The organism is Paenirhizobium selenitireducens ATCC BAA-1503 (genome assembly GCF_900492185.1).
Lineage (GTDB): Bacteria > Pseudomonadota > Alphaproteobacteria > Rhizobiales > Rhizobiaceae > Allorhizobium > Allorhizobium selenitireducens_A.
Genome location: NZ_UEYP01000004.1, coordinates 263,122 through 278,476 on the forward strand (window position 1 = coordinate 263,122; position 15,355 = coordinate 278,476).

Annotated in this window: 18 protein-coding genes; 10 read left to right on the forward strand and 8 right to left on the reverse strand. The window is 64.7% G+C overall.

The annotated features are described in order from the left end of the window. Positions 1–6: 6 nt before the first annotated feature. The 5 genes from RHIZ70P_RS09850 to RHIZ70P_RS09870 form a co-directional block, all read right to left on the reverse strand. Positions 7–474 carry a DUF2271 domain-containing protein gene (locus RHIZ70P_RS09850; RefSeq protein ID WP_115670161.1) on the reverse strand — a complete coding sequence of 156 codons (468 nt, stop codon included), beginning with the start codon at positions 472–474 and terminating at the stop codon, positions 7–9. Positions 475–534: 60 nt separating this feature from the next. Next, positions 535–915 carry a hypothetical protein gene (locus RHIZ70P_RS22985; protein ID WP_038148812.1) on the reverse strand — a complete coding sequence of 127 codons (381 nt, stop codon included), beginning with the start codon at positions 913–915 and terminating at the stop codon, positions 535–537. A 222-nt stretch (positions 916–1,137) separates the two neighbouring features. After that, positions 1,138–1,347, reverse strand: a complete 210-nt coding sequence (locus RHIZ70P_RS09860) for a hypothetical protein (RefSeq protein ID WP_038148811.1) — start codon at positions 1,345–1,347, stop codon at positions 1,138–1,140. A 167-nt stretch (positions 1,348–1,514) separates the two neighbouring features. Continuing rightward, entirely contained in the window at positions 1,515–2,927 is a 1,413-nt protein-coding gene (locus RHIZ70P_RS09865) for a ferric reductase-like transmembrane domain-containing protein (RefSeq protein ID WP_081875072.1), read from the reverse strand. Continuing rightward, complete coding sequence (locus RHIZ70P_RS09870; RefSeq protein WP_038148808.1) at positions 2,920–3,228, reverse strand: PepSY domain-containing protein; 309 nt, start codon at positions 3,226–3,228, stop codon at positions 2,920–2,922. Before RHIZ70P_RS09870 ends, RHIZ70P_RS09865 begins: the two co-directional genes overlap by 8 nt. 152 nt (positions 3,229–3,380) lie before the next feature. Between RHIZ70P_RS09870 and RHIZ70P_RS09875 the strand changes: the two genes are divergently transcribed. Together RHIZ70P_RS09875 and RHIZ70P_RS09880 are read left to right on the forward strand one after the other, a co-directional pair. Beyond that, positions 3,381–4,040: a response regulator transcription factor gene (locus RHIZ70P_RS09875; RefSeq protein WP_106754621.1), complete on the forward strand. Its 660-nt coding sequence runs from the start codon at positions 3,381–3,383 to the stop codon at positions 4,038–4,040. Then, positions 4,037–5,380, forward strand: a complete 1,344-nt coding sequence (locus RHIZ70P_RS09880; protein WP_038148806.1) for an ATP-binding protein — start codon at positions 4,037–4,039, stop codon at positions 5,378–5,380. The genes RHIZ70P_RS09875 and RHIZ70P_RS09880 overlap by 4 nt, the downstream gene beginning before the upstream one ends. 101 nt (positions 5,381–5,481) lie before the next feature. Here RHIZ70P_RS09880 and RHIZ70P_RS09885 read toward each other — a convergent pair whose 3' ends face one another. Further along, complete coding sequence (locus RHIZ70P_RS09885) at positions 5,482–5,802, reverse strand: H-NS family nucleoid-associated regulatory protein (RefSeq protein ID WP_038148804.1); 321 nt, start codon at positions 5,800–5,802, stop codon at positions 5,482–5,484. Between the two features lie 443 nt (positions 5,803–6,245). Between RHIZ70P_RS09885 and RHIZ70P_RS09890 the strand changes: the two genes are divergently transcribed. From RHIZ70P_RS09890 to RHIZ70P_RS09905, 4 genes are all read left to right on the forward strand, one after another. Further along, entirely contained in the window at positions 6,246–6,650 is a 405-nt protein-coding gene (locus tag RHIZ70P_RS09890) for a single-stranded DNA-binding protein (protein ID WP_038148802.1), read from the forward strand. A 145-nt stretch (positions 6,651–6,795) separates the two neighbouring features. Continuing rightward, positions 6,796–7,050 (forward strand): type II toxin-antitoxin system ParD family antitoxin, encoded by a 255-nt coding sequence (locus RHIZ70P_RS09895; RefSeq protein WP_038148800.1) that lies wholly within the window; start codon positions 6,796–6,798, stop codon positions 7,048–7,050. Next, the gene (locus RHIZ70P_RS09900; protein WP_038148799.1) at positions 7,028–7,339 is read left to right on the forward strand and encodes a type II toxin-antitoxin system RelE/ParE family toxin; all 312 of its coding nucleotides are present in this window, start codon (positions 7,028–7,030) and stop codon (positions 7,337–7,339) included. Before RHIZ70P_RS09895 ends, RHIZ70P_RS09900 begins: the two co-directional genes overlap by 23 nt. A gap of 56 nt (positions 7,340–7,395) precedes the next feature. Next, the gene (locus tag RHIZ70P_RS09905) at positions 7,396–7,737 is read left to right on the forward strand and encodes a hypothetical protein (protein WP_038148796.1); all 342 of its coding nucleotides are present in this window, start codon (positions 7,396–7,398) and stop codon (positions 7,735–7,737) included. An 8-nt stretch (positions 7,738–7,745) separates the two neighbouring features. On the opposite strand, the gene RHIZ70P_RS09910 is transcribed toward RHIZ70P_RS09905, so the two are convergent. Next, positions 7,746–10,637 (reverse strand): Tn3 family transposase, encoded by a 2,892-nt coding sequence (locus tag RHIZ70P_RS09910; RefSeq protein WP_038148986.1) that lies wholly within the window; start codon positions 10,635–10,637, stop codon positions 7,746–7,748. 120 nt (positions 10,638–10,757) lie between these two features. On the opposite strand from RHIZ70P_RS09910, the gene RHIZ70P_RS09915 reads away from it, so the two are divergent. Together RHIZ70P_RS09915 and RHIZ70P_RS09920 are read left to right on the forward strand one after the other, a co-directional pair. Then, positions 10,758–11,369 carry a recombinase family protein gene (locus RHIZ70P_RS09915; RefSeq protein WP_038148987.1) on the forward strand — a complete coding sequence of 204 codons (612 nt, stop codon included), beginning with the start codon at positions 10,758–10,760 and terminating at the stop codon, positions 11,367–11,369. Between the two features lie 172 nt (positions 11,370–11,541). Continuing rightward, a complete protein-coding gene (locus tag RHIZ70P_RS09920; RefSeq protein ID WP_235842197.1) occupies positions 11,542–12,060 on the forward strand; it encodes a hypothetical protein in 519 nt (172 codons plus the stop codon). Between the two features lie 33 nt (positions 12,061–12,093). On the opposite strand, the gene RHIZ70P_RS09925 is transcribed toward RHIZ70P_RS09920, so the two are convergent. Continuing rightward, positions 12,094–13,008 carry a LysR family transcriptional regulator gene (locus tag RHIZ70P_RS09925; RefSeq protein ID WP_038145497.1) on the reverse strand — a complete coding sequence of 305 codons (915 nt, stop codon included), beginning with the start codon at positions 13,006–13,008 and terminating at the stop codon, positions 12,094–12,096. A 108-nt stretch (positions 13,009–13,116) separates the two neighbouring features. Between RHIZ70P_RS09925 and RHIZ70P_RS09930 the strand changes: the two genes are divergently transcribed. Both RHIZ70P_RS09930 and RHIZ70P_RS09935 read left to right on the forward strand, forming a co-directional pair. After that, positions 13,117–13,335, forward strand: coding sequence for a heavy-metal-associated domain-containing protein (locus tag RHIZ70P_RS09930; protein ID WP_028714023.1), 219 nt, complete (start codon positions 13,117–13,119; stop codon positions 13,333–13,335). A gap of 64 nt (positions 13,336–13,399) precedes the next feature. Then, the gene (locus RHIZ70P_RS09935; protein ID WP_038145501.1) at positions 13,400–15,319 is read left to right on the forward strand and encodes a heavy metal translocating P-type ATPase; all 1,920 of its coding nucleotides are present in this window, start codon (positions 13,400–13,402) and stop codon (positions 15,317–15,319) included. Positions 15,320–15,355: the final 36 nt, after the last annotated feature.

Sequence of the window (15,355 nt, forward strand, 5' to 3'; positions counted from 1 at the left end):
GTTCCCTTACTGATAGACGAAGCTGGCGATGTAGCGACGGCCCTGCACGAGCGTGCCCGCGCCAGCACTGGTCAGCGGCACCGCAATCTCGTTCGGGCTGTCGCGCATATCCTCGACCGCCGCGTCGATGTGGAGCGTATAGCCCGCATCGAACAGGGCATCGGCCAGATCGAGCGTGATCTCCAGGGTCCGGCCTGCCCCGACACTGGCGCCCGTGATGCCGTTGATCTGGGCAGGGTCGGCCCCGGTGGCGGTATACCAGTCGCTCAGGTGTTCGTAGTATTTCGACTTGCCGCCCGCCATCCAGAGGCTGCCGACATAGGCGCCCGAGGCATCGGTGACGTAGAGCGCCAGGTAGGCGCCATCGCCGCCATAGCTGTTCATGGTGGTCGTCAGCGTCACGGGCCGGGCCATCGCGAGCCCAGGAAGGGTCAGTGCGGTGGTCAGGGCAAGGGTGGCGAGAAGGGATTTCATCGGGTTTCCTTTCGGTGATGGTCTGCGCCCCGCACGGGGCAGGGCGCGCGATGGCCGGGATCAGTTGGTCACAGCCACGGGCGGCGCGCCGTTGCCGAAGAGCCCGTTTGCCGGAGGTGCGACGGTGCCCGCAGGAGCAGGGTTGCCGAGAGCGCCGATGCAGCCATCGTCGTCATCATCATCATCATCATCATCATCATCGTCGCAGTCCTCGTCGTCCTCGTCATCGTCGTGCCCGCGACGGACCCATCCGCCGTCGTCATCATCTCCGCTCACACGAATGAGGGGCATGGGCTGGTCGTCGGCACTGACCACGGCGGCGCAAACGCCGCTGCACGCGCCTTGAGCGTTGCCCTGGTCCTGCAACGCGGCAAGGGCAGGCAGGCCGAGTGCCACGGTCAGCGCCGTCGACGCGAAAAGAAGGGAAAGTCGGAATGTCATGGCGTGGTCTCCTTGGATCTGATGCTGCCAATCTGTGCCTCGGACCTGAGCTGTTCCTGACGCCGCCCCACTTTCTGCTTCAGCTTGGCGTCAGGAAGAAAAAGGCCCCGCCGGGACAGGGCGGGGCCAGTCAGACCACGAGGGACAGGCGTGGTCGGAGAACGGGGTCAGGCGATGTTGCCGGGCATGGAGGGATGGGTTGATGCGGACTTGCGGGGCATCTCAATCGTCATCGTCGTCGCCCTGATCCGATGTCTGTTGCGTCGCCAGATCGGCACCCGCAGGCGTGGCCGCAGTGTCGCCGGGCTGCGCCGGTGCCGTGACGGTGGCTGGCGCAGTGCCGGGTCCGCGACCAAGGGCTGTCAATGTGGGCGCGGCAAGGACCGCGATAACGGCGGCAGTTGCGAGCAACACGAGAATTGTGGATTTCATGGCGGTAGCTCCTTGATTGGATGAACCGATTCTGTCGTGTGCCGCTGAAGCCTTGCTGATGGGACGCCGGTTTCTGCTTCAGCCTGGTGTCAGAAAACACGCGCCCTAACCTCATGCCGGGCACAGGCCGGAACCGATTGTACACCCGGTTCCGGCACGGCTGCGTGTCAGCGCAGTTCGAACGCTTCGGAGTAAACGCGGCGCGGCGCATGGCCCATCGCCTTGAGCCCGTTCTGGATGCCGTCGCGCAACCCGCAGGGCCCGCAGAAGAACAGCTCCGACCCGGCGATCTCGAAGGGCACCATCGCGACCAGGCGTTCGGCCGTCAGTCGCCCCTCGGTGCGGCTGGCCACGACCTGCACGCTCAAGCCCGGATGACCTGCGGCGATGGCTTGCAGACGGTCGGCGGCAAAGGCTTCGTCCTGGGTGTTCACGGCCCAGATCAGCGCGATCTGCTGGCGGTCTGCCTCGGTCAGCGCCTCGGCCCATGCCAGGAAGGGTGTGATGCCGATGCCTCCCGCCAGCCAGACCTGACGCGGCACCCGGCGTCGGAACAGGAACCGGCCATAGGGCCCCTCAACGCGCAGCCGCTGGCCCGGCACCAGCTTGTCCGGCAGGCTGCGCGTCCAATCCCCCAGCGCCTTGATCCCGAAATGCAGACTGCCATCGGCGCGCGGGGCCGAAGCGATGGTAAAAGGATGCGCCTCGTCAAGGCCAGCGCCGGGGCCCGAGCCGGGAACCGAGACAAAGGCGAACTGGCCAGGACGCCAGCGCATTCCGCGCCCTGTGGGCCGCAAGGCAATCTCGGTCGCAGCACCGTGTCGCGTGACGGAGTCGAGCGCATAGTCGCGCGGGCGCAGAAAAGGGTTGATGAACTGCGTGAACACCCAGGCCACCAGCCCCGCAAGGCTGAACGTGTTGAGGTAGAGCGCCAGCATCGGGTCCACCCCTTCGGGCTTGTCGATGGCCAGTTGGTGAAACGCGGCAATCGCGAACAACAGCCCCATGAACCGGTGCGTGAAACGCCACAAGGGCCAGGGCAATTCCAGATTGGTGAAGGGAACCCGCTTGATCCAGCTGATCGCGATCAGCGCGATGAACCCGTAGAAGGCAATTTCTCCGACCTCGGCGGCGAATTCGCCAAGGTTGGTTTCTGCCACAAAATCCTCGATCTCCGGTTCAAGCTGGTCATGCAGGACCATCAGCCCCAAGGCCGCGATCCCCAGCCACTTGTGGACGGCATACATGCGATCCAGCCCGCCGAAGAACGGTTCGATCACAGCCGGGCGCGCCGACAGCACCAGGGCTATGCCCATGGCCACAATCGCGGCGGACCCGACCGCGATGCTCATGGCGGACTCGATGCCGAACGGGGCATAGGTTTGCGCGCCAAGGGCGGCGCCTAACAGAACGGCGATGGCGGCAAATGCCGGACCGGAATACAACATGTCAGAAAACCTTCCGTTCGGGCCGACTTGAGGAATGGTACCCGGCGTCACAGGGGACTGGTCGTGGGCCCGGCGCTGTGGATCTCGCCCTGTCACCGTGGCCTTTTCATGCACGGAAACATGGTCAGTCATCTTCCTGTCCTTCGCGGTCGCGACCGTGGTCGTCATCCTCGAATTCGAATTCGACGATCTGCAGCGTGCCGGGATGCAGCTTGACCTCGATCGCGCGGCCCGTCGCGTCGCGGCCGTCGATCTCGTAGCAGCCGTCGTCGATCTTGATGCGGCGCACCTCCCAGCCTTGCCGGGTGGCGAACTCAGCCACCGCCTCGCGCGGTTGCCAGTCGGCCATCGGAACGAAGCAATCATCATCAGCCAGTGCGGCACCGGCAGGCAGGGCTGCCAGAAAAGCAAGAATTGTCAGCGTCTTTCGCATGGGCCACACTCCGGGTTACGGCCAGTCTGGATGATGTGATGCGCGCCGAAGCTGACGGCAGCCTGAAGACGGCTGATCCAGGGCTTCAGCCTGCTGTCAGGAGAGAGGGTCAGAAGCAAACCAACCCGGGGCCAAAGGGACGGCAGAAGACCATGCGCATCTTGCTGATCGAGGATGATACAGTTCTGGGAGCTGCCGTGCGGGACCAGATAGCCGCCGATGGCCATTCGGTCGACTGGGTCCAGCGGCTGGATGCGGCCGGGGACGCGATGGCCGGGGCGAGCTTCGATCTTGTGCTGCTGGACCTGATGCTGCCCGATGGCCGGGGCATTCCGTTTCTGCGCCGTCTGCGGGCCAAGGGCGATGTGACGCCCGTCATCATCCTGACCGCGCTTGACCAGATCAGCGACCGGATCGAGGGGTTGAACGCAGGGGCCGACGACTACCTGGTCAAGCCCTTCGATCTGGCGGAACTGTCCGCCCGGATCGGCTCGGTGGCGCGCCGCTATGCGGGGAACCCCAACCCAATTGTCACCCACGGGCCGCTGGAGATCGACCTTGCTGCGCGCAGCATCCACCGCGACGGCCGCCCAGTCGCCCTGACGGCACGCGAATGGGCGCTGTTCGAGGCCTTTCTGTCCCGGCCTGGGCAGCTTCTGTCCAAGGCGCAGCTTGAGGACAAGCTTTACGCCTTTGGGGCCGAGATCGAGAGCAACACGATCGAGGTCCATCTCAGCCGACTGCGGAAGAAGTTGGGGGCGGAGGTGATCGAGACGGAACGCGGCCTCGGCTACCGTCTGGGCCGGGCATGAGGGCGCCGCGCAGTCTTCAGGGTCGCCTTGGGCTCTGGCTGGGCGTGGCGCTGACGGTTCTTTGGGTGCTCGCGGCCAGCGTGACGGCGCTGATCGCGCGGAGCGAGATCGAAGAGGTGTTCGATTCCGCCCTGCAGGAAACCGCACAGCGCATCCTGCCACTCGCCGTCGTTGATATCCTGAACCGCGAGGAAGCAGGGATCAGCCAGCGTCTTGCCGCCATCCGCGAACATGACGAGTTCTTCACTTACATCGTGCGGGATGATCAGGGGCGCATCCTGCTGCAATCCCATGCCGCCGACCCGGGCGTGTTCCCCGCCTGGGAAGGGATCGGGTTCCACCAGACTGCAACGCATCGGCTCTATAGCGACGAGGCTGTGCAGGGCACGATCCGCATCACTGTGGCCGAGCCGCTGGACCATCGCGCAAGCGTCGCGCGCGAGATTCAGATGGGGCTTGGCCTGCCACTTCTGATCTTGCTGCCCGTGGCGCTTCTGGCCATCGTGCTGGCCGTCCGCGCCAGCCTTGCGCCCCTGCGCCAGTTCCGCGACCGCCTGTCGGCGCGGGGCGCGCGCGACCTGAGCCCCGTCGCCAGCGCCGATCTGCCCACCGAAATCGCGCCCCTCGCCGATACGATGAACGGACTTCTGGGGCGGCTGGAAGCGGCCTTCGAGGCGGAGCGAAGCTTTGCAGCGAACGCCGCGCATGAACTCCGCACCCCGCTGGCAGGTGCCATCGCACAGGCACAACGGCTGCAGACAGAGACGCGCGACGCTGACGCCAAGGCCCGTGCGGCCGAAATCGAGGCCACGCTGAAACGCCTGACCCGCCTCTCCGAACGCCTGTTGCAACTGGCGCGCGCTGAAGGTGGTCGCCTTCGCCGTGACGTCGCTGCCGATCTTCGCCCCGTGGCCCGACTGATCGTCGACGACCTTGCGCGCGGTGGCGAGCCCGGGCGCATCCACCTCGCGCTTCCGGACAGCGCTATCATGTCGGATCTGGACCCCGACGCCTTCGCGATCGTCTTGCGCAATCTGATCGAGAATGCCTTGCGCCATGGCCAAGCCGAAGCTCCTGTGGAGGTCTCGCTTGCAACTGACGGAACGCTGATCGTCGCCAACGACGGCCCGGTCGTGCCCGCCGAGGATCTCGCACGCCTGACGCACCGGTTCGAGCGCGCCCGGTCCGATCGCGAGGGCAGCGGTCTTGGGCTGGCAATTGTCGCGACGATTGCCGAGAGGTCTGGCAGTCAATTCGAACTCAGATCGCCTCGCGAAGGCCGGGCTTCAGGGTTCGAGGCACGACTATCACCGACCGGAACACGCGTTCTGAATTCCTAGCGAGAATGGATCAGGCTTTACGCCTTGATTCGAAGGCATTTCTCGCGCGCAGTACTCGGCTGGTTGCGTATCGACCGAGTGGCGAACGCATTTGGGCTGGATCAGTTGATAGCCAAATCGGTCGCCGTTTTCCCAGCAGCCAACGCCTCCACGAACCACTGCGGTTTGCGCCCGCGACCGGACCAGGTGAGTGCCGGGTTCTCAGGGTGCCGGTATTTCGCCGCGACAGGCGCACGGGAGGCTTTCGTCTCGGTTCCGTCAAGTTCGGCCAGAGAGTAGCCCAGATCCCGGGCGAGAGCTTCCACCTTGGCGCGGGCTTCCGCCTTCTGCCGATCCTCGAATGTGGAGATCGCCTTGGCGACGTCCTTCTGCATTTTCTTCAGCTCGCCAAGCGACAGTGCCTCGAGTTCGTAATCAGCCATTGATGCGGTCCGTGTCCTGAATATCCCGGTATCGATAGCCCGTCGATGCAGGGCACCGCAACTCCCGGAAGGCAAGGGCAGGGGTGGCAAAGGCTGGTGATCGCAGTTTTCGCCGCCGGGGAGGTGCTGGACTGGGGGTAAGGCAGTCCCGATGGGCAAGGTGACAGGTCCTGGCATGGGCTCCCCGCGCATCTCTGTCTCCTCGGCCATCCCTTCGACTGACAATCCCCTAATCCCGTTCGGTTGCCTGCGCGCAACCCCGCGTCAGTCCGGGCCGTGTTGGCTAGCGTTTCTTTGGAAACGCGTCACCTGCCCGCTCCACCCCGGTCCTCTGGGGGTTTCCGGCGTCCGTTCCGTCCACCGTGCACGCGTCACCCGACGGGCTTTTTCCGGGTCTTGTCGAAGGGACGGTCCCGAAGACAGGACACAGAAGGAAGCTTACCATGCAGAACATCGTTATCCTCGCCGGCAACATCGGTCAGACCCCCGAAGTCCGCACCACCCAGGGCGGCACCAAGATCACCAACTTCAGCCTCGCCACCTCCCGCCCCCGCATCTCGGAAGGTCGCGTCCTGCGCGACGAGAACGGCTACCGGGTCATGGACACGGAATGGCACCGCATCACCTGCTTCAACGGTCTCGGCAAGACGGTCGCAGAGCACTGCGAAAAGGGCATGAAGGTCCTCGTCCACGGCCGCATCCACTACACCAAGTGGATCGACAGCATGGGCAACGACCGCTACGGCTGCGAGATCATCGCCGAAAAGGTCGACTTCCTGAGCCGCCCGAAGTCGGCCGAGACCGAAAACCCCGAGCTGGTCGACCGCGACGACGAGATCCCGTTCTGAAAAGAACGGGGCCTCCCCCTCAGGCCCGGCGGGGAAACCCGCCGGGTTCGTGGCATGCGCACGGCAAGCCGTGTAGCAGGACATCGGCACAGTTTGACAATCTTTGCCAATTTATGTCATCGTCCTTGCAAAGGAGATCGCGACCATGGCCACGATGAATGTTTCTTTGCCGGACCCGATGAAGGCCTGGGTCGAGGCCCAGACACAAGATGGGCGCTACAGCAACGCCAGCGATTATGTGCGCGATCTGATCCGCCGGGACCAGGATCGCCAGCAGGCCATCGTCGAGTTGCAGCAGCTTGTCGATGAGGGTCTCGCAAGCGGTCCGGCAGGACGTCTGGATGTTGAGGCATTTCTTGCCCGCAAGCGGGATCAGAATGCCAGAACCGACGGTCGTTGAATATCGCCTATCACCTGCTGCGCTGAATGATCTGGACGCGATCTGGGATTATACCGCGCGTACCTGGTCAGTTGGTCAGGCAGAAACCTATATCCGCGGGCTCGCCGTGGACATGGACCTGCTGGTCCAGCACCCGGGGATCGCGCGCGAACGCACTGAAATCCGCCCGCCCGTGCGCCTTTACCGCTCGGGATCGCATCTGATCATCTACCGCATCGAGGAGGAGTGGCTGCAGGTGTTGCGCATCGTGCATGCGCGACAGAATTGGGTCGCCTATCTCAACGAGTGATCTGACGCTCTCGCAGCCCTTCGCGGCGAAGCGAGGTGCTGCGAGAGGATTTGAGCATGAAGGTCGAAGACGAAGAACGCATTGCCGCCGATCTCGCGAAGATCATGGCCATGATCTGCATCCGCAACACGCGGCTGGAGGATTTGCACGCCGGGGTGCAGCCGGTGACGCTGACCGGCGATTATTCGGACGTGAACGTGATCGACGCCACAGGTCAGACCATCCCGTGGCGCACGGTGTCGCATATCGATGATGCGCAGATGGCGGACTTGATGCGGGACATCGTCAATCGCCTGTTCACGTTTCACATGAGGCGGGATGATCTGAGATTCAGGGATCATCTCGACCGCTGGATGACTGCATCGAACAAATGGGGGTCTGCTGCCGGACGGTGCTAAATCCTACGCTAAGCTCTTTTCGGCCACCTGTACTCCCCTGTGAGTAAGATGTGCGCCCATCCGAGGGGCGAGATGTGAGCCAGAAGGCCGGGCGAACAGTCGAGACCGGCGCGGTGGCGGCTTGTGACTGCCTCCCCGAGATGTTTGGTGTTCCAGTAGATGATGATGGCGGCGAGCAGATTGAGGCCTGCCATGCGGAAGTGCTGCCCTTCGGCGGACCGGTCGCGGATTTCCCCTTGGCGGCCGATGCGTAGGGCGTTTTTCAGAGCGTGATGAGCCTCGCCTTTGTTCAGCCCGATCTGTGCGCGGCGCTGCATGTCGGCATCGAGCAGCCAGTCGATGATAAAGAGCGTGCGCTCGACACGTCCGATTTCGCGCAAGGCCAAGGCCAGCTCGTGCTGTCGGGGATAGGCAGCGAACTTCCGCAACAATTGGCTCGGGGGCATGACGCCCGCGACCATGGTGGCAGCGCTGCGCAGGATGTCGGGCCAGTTTGCCGTGACGAGGGGTTCCTTGATCTTGCCGCCGATCAGCCCCTTCAGCTCTTTGGGGCAGGCTGCCGGGTCGAAGAGATAGAGGCGCTTCAATGGCAGGTCCCTGATGCGGGGGATGAACTGGAAGCCCAAGAGGGCTGTTACCGCGAAGACATGGTCGGTGAAGCCGCCCGTGTCGGCATACTGCTCGCGGATATTCTGGCCCGCGCCCGTCATCAGCAAGCCATCCAGAATGTAGGGAGCTTCGTTCACCGTGGCCGGGATGGTCTGGGTGGCGAAGGGGCCGAACTGGTCGGACACATGGGTGTAGGCCTTCAGCCCGGGCTCTTGGCCGTATTTGGCGTTGATGAGGTTCATCGCCTCGCCTTGTCGTGTCGTCGGGAAGAATTGCCCATCACTCGATGCCGTTTGTCCGGCACCCCAGAACCGTGCCATCGGCAGCGCGGACTGCGCCTCGATCACCTTTGCCAGTGCGCGCGACATGGCCTCGCCTTCGACATGCCATCGCGACAGGCGGGAGAGCTGGAAGTAGTCATGGGTGTTGGTAGCCCCTGCCATCTTGCTGAGGCCGAGGTTCAGTCCCTCGGCAAGCAGCACGTTCAAGAGGCCGATCCTGTCCTTGCAAGGCACACCCGTATGCAGATGCGTGAAGGCTTCGGTGAACCCGACCTCGTCATCCACTTCCAGCAAGAGATCCGTGACCCTGATTTCCGGCAGGCGCTTGTAGAGGTCGAGGACCATGGCTTCGGCTTCTTCGGGAACAGCGGCGGTCAGGCGGTCGATCTTCAGCACACCATCTTCGATCGACCCGCCCGGAATGGCCCCGGCCTTTGCAGCCCGCGCCAAGCGACGCAGGGCGTCGGACATTCGTGCCTTGCGGTCGGCGAGCCAGATATCGGGCTCAAACGGCATGGCTAGCTTCGGCGTGGCGCGGGCAACCTCTGCCGGAACAAGCGCCTCCTTCAGGTCGCCAAACCGCCGTGAATGGGCGAGCCACACATCGCCCGAGCGGAAGGATTCCCGCAGATGGAACAGAACCGCGACTTCCCACAGACGGCCTGCATCGCCGCCATCCGCGTTCAGGTGCCGCAACCACTTCGACCCCCGGCGCAGAAACGTCAGCGGCAGGATCTCCGTCGTCTCCGTGCCCGCGATGATTGTGCTCGCCGCCAGCAGCGGTTCCGCCACGGGCGCGGCGCGAATGTCGAGCGTCCGCAGCATGCGCGGTGCGTAGCGGCGGAAGCGATGATACCCATGTCCGACATGCGCCAGAGGGTCGGCGGCCAAGGTGTCTGTCAACTGGGCCGCTGTCGCGACCAGCCCCTTGAGGGATAACCAGCCACCGGCATTGTCGACAGCCTCCTCGAGCGATGCGCGATCTTCATGGGCTTCCAGCAGCGCCGAACCGAGGGTGGCGAAGGACTGCAAGGTGTCCTTTAGCGCTGCCTTGGCATCTTCCGCACGAGCGTCACGTCGGGACTTCGCCTCGCGCCAGGTCTTGCCGACGATCCGGTCATGGGTCTCCACAATGGCGTCGGCAAGGGCGCTGCGCCATTCCAGTACGCAGACGGCAAGGATGGCGAGACGGCGATCACCGGAGATGTCTCGCAAATCGCCCGCGAAGTATCGCTCTCCCTGCCTGCGAAGTCGGGCAATCCGGTGCGGCGGCACCCCAGCCAGAACCGTCTCGGTCAGCCCAAGGCGTTGCAGGAATTCCAGCCGATCCAGAAGACGGTTCATGTCGGCCGAGTTCTGCCCGGCCTCGAATTGACGCAGCCAGACAAACCGCGTGACCGATCCGCCAGCGTCTTCCGTCAGCAAGGCATCGAGGCGGGTCCTCATGGCATCGTCCAGCCGCTCCGCGATCCGGGACTCGATCCGCCGCTCCGCAGCCACAAGCGCGTCCGCGCATAGGCGCTCGATGATCGTGACGCCAGGCAGTATGGTTCGGGTCGCCCGGCACTGCTCGACAAAGCGCCGTGCCAGATCGTCATTGGAACGGGCACCCTCGGCCGCATCCTGCAGCCAGCCCTTCAGGTCGCGCGCCCCTCTCCCAGAAAACATCCTGTAGCCATACTGCTCTCTGAGCGTCGCCAGATGTTCATGGCGGGTCTCTTCACGGGTCGCGTAACCGGCCAGATCATCAGGCTTCAGGCCAACCTGCGCGGCCAGAAAGCGCGTAACTGCCAAGGGAATGACTTCACCGGGTGTCAGCAGACGACCGGGATATCGCAAGGCGCACAGTTGCAGAGCAAAGCCGAAACGGTTGTGTGGACGGCGTCGGGCGCGGATGATTTCCAGGTCATCGTCCGACAGCGTGTAATGATGCAGCATCTCGGCCTCAACGGTCGGCAGATCGAACAATGCTGCGCGCTGCCGGTCGGTCAGAACTGTGCGATGTGCCATATATCTTTTTCTTTCCGCGAATAGTTTGTGATATTCTGTTTAAGATATGGGATAAGGAACAGGGTTGATGCCGAAAAGCACCGGCCGCACGAAAGCACCTCAAACGAACGTTTGTGAAACATGTTGATCGGCTACGCACGCATCTCCAAGGCTGACGGGTCGCAGTCTCTGGATCTCCAGCGCGACGCCCTGATCGCCGCAGGAGTGCCCGCGGAACGCATTTACGAAGATCAGGCATCCGGCGCACGCGATGATCGCCCAGGACTGGAGGCCTGCCTGCGGTCATTGCGGGAAGGGGATGTTCTCGTGGTCTGGAAGCTGGACAGGCTCGGGCGCACGCTGACCCACTTGGTCAACACCGTGCGCGACCTGTCGGATCGCGGCATCGGCTTGCGCGTGCTGACTGGTCAAGGCGCTGAAATCGACACCACCACCTCGGCCGGTCGCATGATCTTCGGCATCTTCGCGACCCTGGCGGAGTTCGAGCGCGACCTGATCCGGGAACGCACCATGGCAGGTCTCGCAGCCGCCCGGGCGCGCGGTCGAAAAGGCGGGCGAAAGTTCGCACTGACCAAGGCTCAGGTCCGCCTGGCCCAAGCGGCCATGTCAAACAGGGACACCTCAGTCGCCGCCCTCGCGGCCGAGCTGGGCGTCAAACCGGTGACCCTCTATCGCTACGTCGATGCCAACGGAAACCTCAGGGACCACGGAAGGCGCGTTTTATCGGCTTAGCGTAGGATTTAGCACCGTCCGGCAGCAGACCCCATGGTATCGTCGGCAGGCCGCGAGGGTCTGGTTCGTGCCTGAGGTCTGTCCATTCGTGCAATGGGTCTTTGCAGGTTTCGTCAATTCTCGTGCGAAAACGGACAGCCTATGTCTATCCCAAGCCCGGCGGCGTCTGTCGATGCCCGCCGCGGCCAGAACCACTTGGCAGATACAGGAGATCACTATGCGGACTGTAAAATCTTTCACCACCGTTGCTGTCGCTCTCGCCCTCGCGCTGGGGTCAGCTGGCATTGTCGCCGCGCAATCCCATGATCATGACAGCCATGGCTCGGGGGCTATCGAGATCACGCTGAACGATGGCGCCAAATGGCAGGGCGATCAGAACATGATCACCGGCATGACCGCGATTCACGGAACCATGGCCGCGAACCTGGACGCGATCCACAACGGCACCCTGCCTGCCGATGCCGCGAATGGGGTCGCTGCCGATGTCCAGAAGCAGGTCGATTTCATGGTCGAGAACTGTGTGCTGGAACCCGAGGTAGACGAGCAGTTCCATATCGTCCTTGGTGAGGTGATGACCGGCATCTCGGCATTGGAGGCCGGCGAGGTCGAGACTGGCGCGGTGACGATTGTTCAGGCGTTGAACGCCTATGGCGAGCATTTCGAGCATCCCGGCTGGCAGATGATCGACTGACGCCACGGGCGCAGGCATGGGCCGGCGCGGGCGTCACGCCTGCGCCGGCCTTGTCTTGCACGGGCAGCGCCCCTCCAGCAGGTCGGCATCGGCCGCCAGGGCCGTCGCCATGAAGTCCAGAAACAGGCGGATGCGCGCGGTTTGGCGCAGATCCTCGTGAATCAGCAACCACAGGTCCAGCATGAAGTCCTCGGGCAGCGCGGCGGCGCGGATCAGGCTGGGGTCGCAATCGGCGATCACGCAAGGCAAGGCGGCAAGTCCGATCCCCGCCTTCGCACCGGCATGGGCGGCGATGATCGAGTTTGTCCGGTAAACCTGTCGCGCATCCGGCCACCAGCGGGCCAGGCGGCGGCTGAGCGGACCATGGGCCGAGCCGTAGCCGATCCAGTCGCCATCGGCCGGATCGTCCGCCCCCCGCGCATGAAGGCCCGCCGCACCATAGACAGCGAAGGCAAGCCGCCCGACACGCCGCCCGACCAGCGTTTCCTGCCCCGGATTGCCCAGCCGCAACGCGACATCGGCCTCACGCCGGGTCAGGTCCAGCACCGTATCCGCCACCACCACCTCGATCTCGATCTCGGGCCATTCGGCGCGGAAGGCGGCGACGTGGCGGGGCAGCACACCCACCGCCAGCAGGTCGGTCGTGGTGATGCGGATCGTCCCAGTGGGCCGCTGGTCCTGTCCGGTAACCTTCAGCCCCAGCGCGGTGATTTCTTCCTCGATGCGGATGACGGAATCGCGCATCTCCTTGCCCGCCTGGGTCAGAGCATAGCCGCCGGGCAGCCGGTCGAACAGCCGCACCCGCAACCGCGCCTCGAACGCGCCGATGCGGCGAAAGACGGTGGAATGGGTAACGCCAAGGCTGCGCGCCGCCCCTGAAAGCGACCCCGCCCGCGCCACGGCCAGAAACAACCGCAGATCGTCCCAATCCTGCGCCTGTGCATTCATGCAATGATCCCTTGTCGAAATTGCCACTCCTGATCCTGAAAGGACAGCATATCTTGAGTTCACAAGCAATGACCGCCCCACCGGGCGGCGACATGAAAGGAACCAGCCATGACCAAGACCATCCTGCGCAGCGACGAATTTTCCTGCCCCTCCTGCGTCACCAAGATCGAGAAGGCGCTGGCGGCAACTCCCGGCGTGACCGCCGCCAAGGTGCATTTCAACACCGGCCGCATCGAGGTCGAGCATGACCCCGCATCCGCCCCGGTCGAGGCCCTTGTCTCGGTGGTGAAATCCACCGGCTACGAGGCCCGCCCCGCCGCATTCTGACCCATCCCTTCCAGCCCGGCCGTGCCTGCCCGCGCGGCCGGGCCTTCACATCACGAGGCCCCGCATGTTGACCCCTATCCTGACAATTCTTCACCAGTCGGCCAGCCGCAGGAAGTGGCTGACCATCATCAGCGGCAGCCTGATCGTGCTGGGCCTGATCGCCCTTTACGGGTTCGGCCTGCGCGGGCTCTGGGCGGCATCTATGCTGGCGGCGGCCTTTATCGCCGGCTCTGACATCGCCTGGCGGGCGTTCCACGCGCTGCGAATTCGCCATTTCTCGATCGAGTTGCTGGTGACCGTTGCGGCTATTGGCGCGCTGTTCATCGGCGAATATTGGGAATCGGCCGCCGTTACTTTCCTGTTCAGCTTCGGCGCCTGGCTTGAAGCCCGCACCCTGCGCCAGACCCGTGGCGCGCTGGCCGATCTGCTGAAGGCCGCGCCCGAGGTCGCCACCGTGATCCGCGACGGCCAGCCGGTCGAGATTGCCGCCAGTGCCGTCCAGCCGAATGAGGTCGTGCTCGTGCGCGCCGGAAACCGCATCCCCGTCGATGGCGAGGTGATCGACGGTAACGCCGCCGTGTCCGAGGCCGCCATCACCGGCGAGCCGATCCCGGCCGAGAAAGCCCCCGGCTCCCACGTCCATGCCGGCACCATCGCGGAAAATGGCGTGCTGCGCATCCGCGCCACCGGCATCGGCGCCGATACCACGCTGGCCCGGATCATCCGCCGCGTCGAAGAGGCGCAGGAGGAACGCGCCCCCAGCCAGCGCATGATCGAGCGTTTCGCCCAATGGTATACGCCCGGCATCATGGTGCTGGCGCTGGGTGCCTGGGCGGTGACGCAGGATATTCGCCTCGCGCTGACCCTTCTGGTGGTGGCCTGTCCGGGCGCCCTGGTGATCTCGACGCCGGTCTCCATCGTCGCCGGCATCGGGCGGGCGGCGCGCTCGGGCATCCTCATCAAGGGCGGGCAGCATCTGGAAAGCGCCGGCCGCATCGACATGCTGGCGCTGGACAAGACCGGCACCCTGACCGAGGGCCGCCCCAGCCTGGTCGAGATCGTGCCTCTTGGCGGCATCGATCGTGCCGAATTGCTGCACTGGACGGCGATCGCCGAATCCGGCTCGGACCACCCGCTGGGCCGCCCGATTATCGAGGCCGGCCGTGCCGAGGGCGAGATTCCCGCGCCCGAGACGGTCGAGGAAGTGGCTGGCATGGGTCTGGTGGTCCACCACGACGGGCGGCAGGTCGCGGCCGGCAACCGGCGGCTGTTCGACCGGCTGGGCATCGGTTTCGACGCCGAGGCCGAGGCCGCGCTGGCCGGGGTTCTGGGCCGCGGGCGCACGCCGATCATCGTGGCGCTGGACGGGCGCATCGCGGGCATCTTCGGGCTGTCCGACCAGCCCCGGCTTTCGGCCCAAAGCGCCATCGCCCGGCTGCGCGATATCGGGGTGGGGCGCATCGCCATGCTGACCGGCGACCAGCCGCAGGCCGCCCACGCCATCGCCGCCGAAATCGGCATCGACGAGGTTCATGCCGGGCTGCTGCCCGAGGACAAGCTGGAGTTGATCCGCCACTTTCAGGCCGAGGGCCGCCATGTCGCCATGATCGGCGACGGCATCAACGACGCCCCGGCGCTGGCTGCCGCCGACACCAGCATCGCCATGGGGGCCGTGGGCTCGGACGTGGCGATCGAGACCGCCGACATTGCGCTGATGGCCGACGATCTGGAGAAACTGCCCGAGGCCATGGCGATTTCCCGCGCGACGCTGCGCAATATGCGCCAGAACTTGGCCATCGCGCTGCTGACTGTGGCCGGGCTGCTGGCGGGCGTGTTCAACGGCGATGTGCATATGGCCGAGGGCATGCTGATCCATCAGCTTTCGGTACTGGTGGTGATCGCCAACGCCATGCGCCTGCTGCGCGTCCCGCGCGGTCCCGGCGGACGCCGGCCTGCGCAGGCAGCGGTGCCCGCGACCGCCTAGGCGCTTGTGCCTCATCGACAATTCCGCTCCCGTGTC

What these genes read in the sequence shown, in the direction of transcription:
- RHIZ70P_RS09850 (WP_115670161.1), bottom strand. Translation starts at nt 474, where the DNA reads ATGAAATCCCTTCTCGCCACCCTTGCCCTGACCACCGCACTGACCCTT.
- RHIZ70P_RS22985 (WP_038148812.1), bottom strand. Translation starts at nt 915, where the DNA reads ATGACATTCCGACTTTCCCTTCTTTTCGCGTCGACGGCGCTGACCGTG.
- RHIZ70P_RS09860 (WP_038148811.1), bottom strand. Translation starts at nt 1,347, where the DNA reads ATGAAATCCACAATTCTCGTGTTGCTCGCAACTGCCGCCGTTATCGCG.
- RHIZ70P_RS09865 (WP_081875072.1), bottom strand. Translation starts at nt 2,927, where the DNA reads ATGACTGACCATGTTTCCGTGCATGAAAAGGCCACGGTGACAGGGCGA.
- RHIZ70P_RS09870 (WP_038148808.1), bottom strand. Translation starts at nt 3,228, where the DNA reads ATGCGAAAGACGCTGACAATTCTTGCTTTTCTGGCAGCCCTGCCTGCC.
- RHIZ70P_RS09875 (WP_106754621.1), top strand. Translation starts at nt 3,381, where the DNA reads ATGCGCATCTTGCTGATCGAGGATGATACAGTTCTGGGAGCTGCCGTG.
- RHIZ70P_RS09880 (WP_038148806.1), top strand. Translation starts at nt 4,037, where the DNA reads ATGAGGGCGCCGCGCAGTCTTCAGGGTCGCCTTGGGCTCTGGCTGGGC.
- RHIZ70P_RS09885 (WP_038148804.1), bottom strand. Translation starts at nt 5,802, where the DNA reads ATGGCTGATTACGAACTCGAGGCACTGTCGCTTGGCGAGCTGAAGAAA.
- RHIZ70P_RS09890 (WP_038148802.1), top strand. Translation starts at nt 6,246, where the DNA reads ATGCAGAACATCGTTATCCTCGCCGGCAACATCGGTCAGACCCCCGAA.
- RHIZ70P_RS09895 (WP_038148800.1), top strand. Translation starts at nt 6,796, where the DNA reads ATGGCCACGATGAATGTTTCTTTGCCGGACCCGATGAAGGCCTGGGTC.
- RHIZ70P_RS09900 (WP_038148799.1), top strand. Translation starts at nt 7,028, where the DNA reads ATGCCAGAACCGACGGTCGTTGAATATCGCCTATCACCTGCTGCGCTG.
- RHIZ70P_RS09905 (WP_038148796.1), top strand. Translation starts at nt 7,396, where the DNA reads ATGAAGGTCGAAGACGAAGAACGCATTGCCGCCGATCTCGCGAAGATC.
- RHIZ70P_RS09910 (WP_038148986.1), bottom strand. Translation starts at nt 10,637, where the DNA reads ATGGCACATCGCACAGTTCTGACCGACCGGCAGCGCGCAGCATTGTTC.
- RHIZ70P_RS09915 (WP_038148987.1), top strand. Translation starts at nt 10,758, where the DNA reads ATGTTGATCGGCTACGCACGCATCTCCAAGGCTGACGGGTCGCAGTCT.
- RHIZ70P_RS09920 (WP_235842197.1), top strand. Translation starts at nt 11,542, where the DNA reads ATGCCCGCCGCGGCCAGAACCACTTGGCAGATACAGGAGATCACTATG.
- RHIZ70P_RS09925 (WP_038145497.1), bottom strand. Translation starts at nt 13,008, where the DNA reads ATGAATGCACAGGCGCAGGATTGGGACGATCTGCGGTTGTTTCTGGCC.
- RHIZ70P_RS09930 (WP_028714023.1), top strand. Translation starts at nt 13,117, where the DNA reads ATGACCAAGACCATCCTGCGCAGCGACGAATTTTCCTGCCCCTCCTGC.
- RHIZ70P_RS09935 (WP_038145501.1), top strand. Translation starts at nt 13,400, where the DNA reads ATGTTGACCCCTATCCTGACAATTCTTCACCAGTCGGCCAGCCGCAGG.